This is a genomic window from Arthrobacter sp. TB 23 (genome assembly GCF_000294595.1).
Lineage (GTDB): Bacteria > Actinomycetota > Actinomycetes > Actinomycetales > Micrococcaceae > Arthrobacter_D.
The window spans coordinates 1-4,566 of the sequence record NZ_ALPM01000014.1 but is presented as its reverse complement, the minus strand read 5'-3'; the positions used below and the strand labels follow the sequence as shown (position 1 = coordinate 4,566).

At 66.1% G+C, this 4,566-nt stretch carries 4 protein-coding genes and 1 tRNA gene; all 5 read left to right on the top strand.

Annotation, left to right across the window (positions count from 1 at the left end; translation table 11 throughout):
- Positions 1-943, top strand: a 943-nt coding sequence (locus B384_RS0101575) for a pseudouridine synthase (protein ID WP_019481389.1), incomplete at its 5' end; no start/stop codon positions are given.
- A 3-nt stretch (positions 944-946) separates the two neighbouring features.
- Positions 947-2,059 (top strand): prephenate dehydrogenase, encoded by a 1,113-nt coding sequence (locus B384_RS0101570; protein WP_019481388.1) that lies wholly within the window; start codon positions 947-949, stop codon positions 2,057-2,059.
- Positions 2,056-2,751, top strand: a complete 696-nt coding sequence (gene cmk, locus B384_RS0101565) for a (d)CMP kinase (protein ID WP_019481387.1) — start codon at positions 2,056-2,058, stop codon at positions 2,749-2,751. Before B384_RS0101570 ends, cmk begins: the two co-directional genes overlap by 4 nt.
- A gap of 18 nt (positions 2,752-2,769) precedes the next feature.
- The gene (gene der / locus B384_RS0101560; protein ID WP_019481386.1) at positions 2,770-4,314 is read left to right on the top strand and encodes a ribosome biogenesis GTPase Der; all 1,545 of its coding nucleotides are present in this window, start codon (positions 2,770-2,772) and stop codon (positions 4,312-4,314) included.
- A 163-nt stretch (positions 4,315-4,477) separates the two neighbouring features.
- A tRNA-Pro gene (locus B384_RS0101555) sits at positions 4,478-4,551 on the top strand.
- Positions 4,552-4,566: the final 15 nt, after the last annotated feature.

The window sequence follows — 4,566 nt, the reverse complement described above, 5'->3', positions numbered from 1 at the left end:
CCGCGGTTCGTCGGAGGGTTCAGGCGAGGGCCGTCCCTTCGCCAACCGCACCCCCAAGCAGGCCGGCGCCAAGCAGGGCGGCAACCGACAGAAGCCAACCGGTCCCAAGGCCTTCGGCAGGGAACGCTTCGGTCAGAGCCTCGGACCGGTCCGTCGGCCCAAGGCACAGGGCCCCAAGGCACTGCCCGTCGATCGGCTCGACGTCCACAACCCCGACGGTGTGCGCCTGCAGAAGATCATGGCCTCGGCAGGAGTGGCGTCACGCCGCGTCTGCGAGGAAATGATCGAGGACGGTCGCGTCGAGGTCGACGGCACCATCGTCACCGATCTCGGTGTCCGGGTCGATCCCACCCAGGTCGCCATCCACGTTGACGGCATTCGTCTGCAGCTCAACGACCACCTGGTCTATTACGTCTTCAACAAGCCCAAGGGCGTCATCTGCACCATGGAGGACCCCGAGGGCCGTCCCTGCATCAGTGACTACCTGAAGAACAAGAACGAAAACGAGCGGCTCTTCCACGTGGGTCGTCTCGACGTCGCCACCGAGGGCCTGCTGCTCCTGACGAACGACGGCGAACTCACGAACCGCCTCACCCACCCGTCCTACGAGGTCCCCAAGACCTACCTGGTGCAGGTCCGCGGCCCCATGGCCCACGGCATCGGCGCGCAGATGCGAGAGGGCATCGAACTCGAAGACGGCATCGCCAGCGTCGACTCGTTCAGGCTCGTCGATTCCACCCCGGGACACATCCTGGTAGAGGTTGTCCTTCACTCGGGCCGCAACCGTGTGGTCCGTCGCCTCTTCGAAGCTGTCGGCCACCCGGTCGAGCGGCTGGTCCGCACCCAGGTTGGCCCCATCCGGGTCAACGACCAGCGTCAGGGCAGCATTCGTGTCCTGGGCAACCAGGAAGTCGGACACCTGTTGGCAGCGGTGGGACTCTAAACCATGCCTGGCGTTAACAACGGCGGCACCCACCTGTCTGGTCCCGTGCTCATAGTGGGCACGGGGCTTTTGGGCGCCAGCATTGGGCTGGGGCTGAAAGCACGTGGGATCGACGTCGTCCTCACCGATATCTCTCCGTCCACCCAAGCGGTGGCCGAGGATATTGGCGCGGGCCGGGCCCTGAACCCGGTCGAGACGTTCGAACCGGAACTGGTCGTCATCGCAGCGCCACCGGACGTCACAGCTGACTTGAGTGCCAAGGCGCTCACCGAGTACCCGAACGCCGTCGTCGTCGACATTGCCAGCGTCAAAGCCTCGGTGCTTGACCACCTGACCACCGTCGTCGACGACACGGCGCTAGGCCGCTACGTGGGGACCCACCCGATGGCTGGCCGGGAGAAATCCGGGCCGGTTGCCGCCAGCGCCGAACTGTTCACCAGCATGCCGTGGGTGGTCTGCGCTTCAGAGCACAGCACCGCCCTGGCCATCCGCACCGCCGAAGCGTTGGCCATCGACCTGGGCGCCGTCGTCGCGCGCATGAGCGCCGAGGATCACGACCAGTCGGTCGCGCTGATCTCCCACCTACCGCAGGTCCTTTCCTCGCTGGTGGCCAGCAGGCTGCAGGATTCACCACCACACGCGCTGGCCCTGGCCGGCAATGGGTTGCGCGATGTGACCCGGATCGCCGCCAGCGACCCACGGCTCTGGGTGCAGATCCTCTCCGCGAACGCGGACCGTCTGGTCGAGATCCTGTATGGGGTGCGCGAGGACCTGAACCGTTTGATCGGAACCCTCGAGAATCCCACGGGGGCAGGCTCGCGCCTCGACATGGCCCAGCTGATTTCCGAGGGCAACGTGGGCCAGGCCCGCATCCCCGGCAAGCACGGCACCCCGCCCGAAGCGTTCGCCCGCATGACGGTGCTCGTCGATGACGTGCCGGGGCAGATTGCGCGGCTCCTCACCGAGATTGGCGACGCCGGCATTAACCTTGAGGACCTGAGGCTGGAACACTCGCCCGGGCGTCAGGTGGGTATGGCCGAAATTTCGGTGGTGCCCGGCAAACGGCACGATCTCCTTGAATTCCTTACCGCCAACGGTTGGAAAGTGGTCCAGTGAACACCCCCCATTCCTTATTCCGCATCGGCAAGTCCCTTGTCGTCGCCATCGACGGGCCCTCCGGGTCCGGTAAGTCCAGCGTGAGCCGTGAGGCTGCACGTCAACTCCATGCCGCCTACCTGGACACCGGAGCCATGTACCGGGCAGTCACCTGGCATTGCCTCGCGGAAGGGGTGGACCTGGGTGACGGCGCCGCCGTCGAACACGCCGCCCGCACGATCGAGCTGGATATCAGCACCCGTCCCGACTCCGAGTCAGTGACGGTCGGTGGTCAAGATGTCACCGCCGCGATCCGCGAACCGCGCGTCTCCGAGGCCGTTTCGGCGGTGGCCACCACCCTGGGCGCCCGCAGCGAACTGATCCGCCGTCAGCGGCAGATCATCGCCGACTCGGGGCACCGCATCGTGGCCGAGGGCCGGGACATCACCACCGTGGTCGCCCCCGACGCTGAGGTGCGGATCCTGCTGACCGCCAGCGAGGCCGCCCGCCTGCGCCGCCGTGGCGACCAGCTCGGTGGCACCCAGACCGACGCGCAGCTGCAGGAGCAGGTCATCGGCAGGGACACCAAAGACTCGAAAGTCGTCAATTTTCACCAGGCCGCAGATGGCGTGGTTACCGTAGATTCATCGGAACTCGATTTCGAGCAGACCATCACGGCTGTGCTCGACGTCGTTCGAACCGTTGCACACTGATAACGAAGGAATGCACTCATGACTGACAACCAGGCCCGCCCTGACATTGAAGGGGCAGAAGAGTTTGAGCCGACCGGCGAGGACTCGATTGCGGAGCGCCTGGCCGGAATCGACGACGACGAAGCCGAGATCCGCGCGCGGTCCCTCCGGGCCGGACTCGACGACTATGACCTCGACGAGGAAGACGCTGCCCTGCTTGCGTTGGAGCCCGAGGACTATGACCCCGACGCGCCCCTGCAGCTCGACCCGGTACTTGCGATCGTTGGACGTCCCAACGTCGGCAAGTCCACCCTGGTCAACCGCATCCTCGGCCGCCGCGAAGCGGTAGTCGAAGACACCCCCGGCGTCACCCGTGACCGGGTCATGTACTCAGCGACCTGGAACGGTCGCGGGTTCACCCTCGTGGACACCGGCGGCTGGGAGCACGACGCCCGTGGCATCCACGCCCGGGTCGCCGACCAGGCCGAGATCGCCGTCGACATGGCCGACGCTGTCCTGCTGGTCGTCGACGCCACCGTTGGCGCCACCGCCACCGACGAAGCCATTGTGCAGATGCTCCGCAAGAAGAAGAAGCCGGTCATTCTCGTCGCCAACAAGGTCGACGACATCCAGAATGAAGCCGACGCCGCCACCCTGTGGGGTCTCGGCTTCGGCCAGCCCTGGCCCGTTTCGGCCCTGCACGGCCGCGGGACCGGCGACATGCTGGACCAGGCGCTCGAGGTGCTGCCGAAGTTCTCGGCGCACGGCGGACTAGAACGCTCCGGCGGTCCTCGTCGGGTTGCCTTGATCGGACGCCCCAACGTCGGCAAGTCCTCGCTGCTGAACAAGCTCGCAGGCAGCGACCGGGTAGTGGTGGATCCGCTGGCCGGAACCACCCGCGACCCGGTCGACGAAATGATTGAGCTCGACGGCCGTGTCTGGCGGTTCGTGGACACCGCAGGCATCCGCCGCCGTGTGCACATGGCACAGGGCGCCGACTTCTATGCGTCGCTGCGGACCCAGTCGGCCCTGGAAAAGGCCGAGGTGGCAGTGGTGCTGCTGGCCGTGGACGAGGTGCTCAGCGAACAGGACATCCGGATCCTCAACCTCGCCATGGAATCCGGCCGTGCCCTGGTGTTGGCGTTCAACAAGTGGGACTTGATGGACGACGAGCGCCGCAAGTACCTGGAGCGCGAGATCGAGCAGGACCTGGCACATGTCGACTGGGCGCCCCGCGTGAACATCTCGGCGCTGACCGGCTGGCACAAGGACCGGCTCACCCCGGCCCTGGACCAGGCCCTCGAGTCGTGGGACACCCGCATCCCGACCGGACGCCTGAACGCGTTCCTCGGCGAGCTGGTTGCTGCCCACCCGCACCCGGTCCGCGGTGGAAAGCAGCCCCGGATCCTTTTCGGCACGCAGGCCTCCTCGCGTCCGCCGAAGTTCGTCCTCTTCACCACCGGGTTCCTGGATCCGGGCTACCGCCGGTTCATCCAGCGTCGCTTGCGGGAGACCTTCGGCTTCGAGGGAACGCCCATCGAGGTCGCCATGCGGGTCCGCGAGAAGCGCGGCAAGAAGAAGTAGCAAGGAACGGCCCTCAAGGTCAGGATTGCCGCTTCCTAGCGGCAATCCTTGGCCCGGTGGCCGTTTTTACCTGAGAAACCTGTTTACGGCTCGTCTGGTTCGTCCGGAGGCCTGGCATGCGATAGGATTCTTCAGGTGGTTCGGCCTTCATTGGCCGGCCAATCGGGATGTGGCGCAGCTTGGTAGCGCACTTGACTGGGGGTCAAGGGGTCGCAGGTTCAAATCCTGTCATCCCGACAGCGAAACCCCGCC

Coding starts and splice junctions, on each gene's coding strand:
- B384_RS0101570 (WP_019481388.1), top strand. CDS start 947: ATGCCTGGCGTTAACAACGGCGGCACCCACCTGTCTGGTCCCGTGCTC.
- der (WP_019481386.1), top strand. CDS start 2,770: ATGACTGACAACCAGGCCCGCCCTGACATTGAAGGGGCAGAAGAGTTT.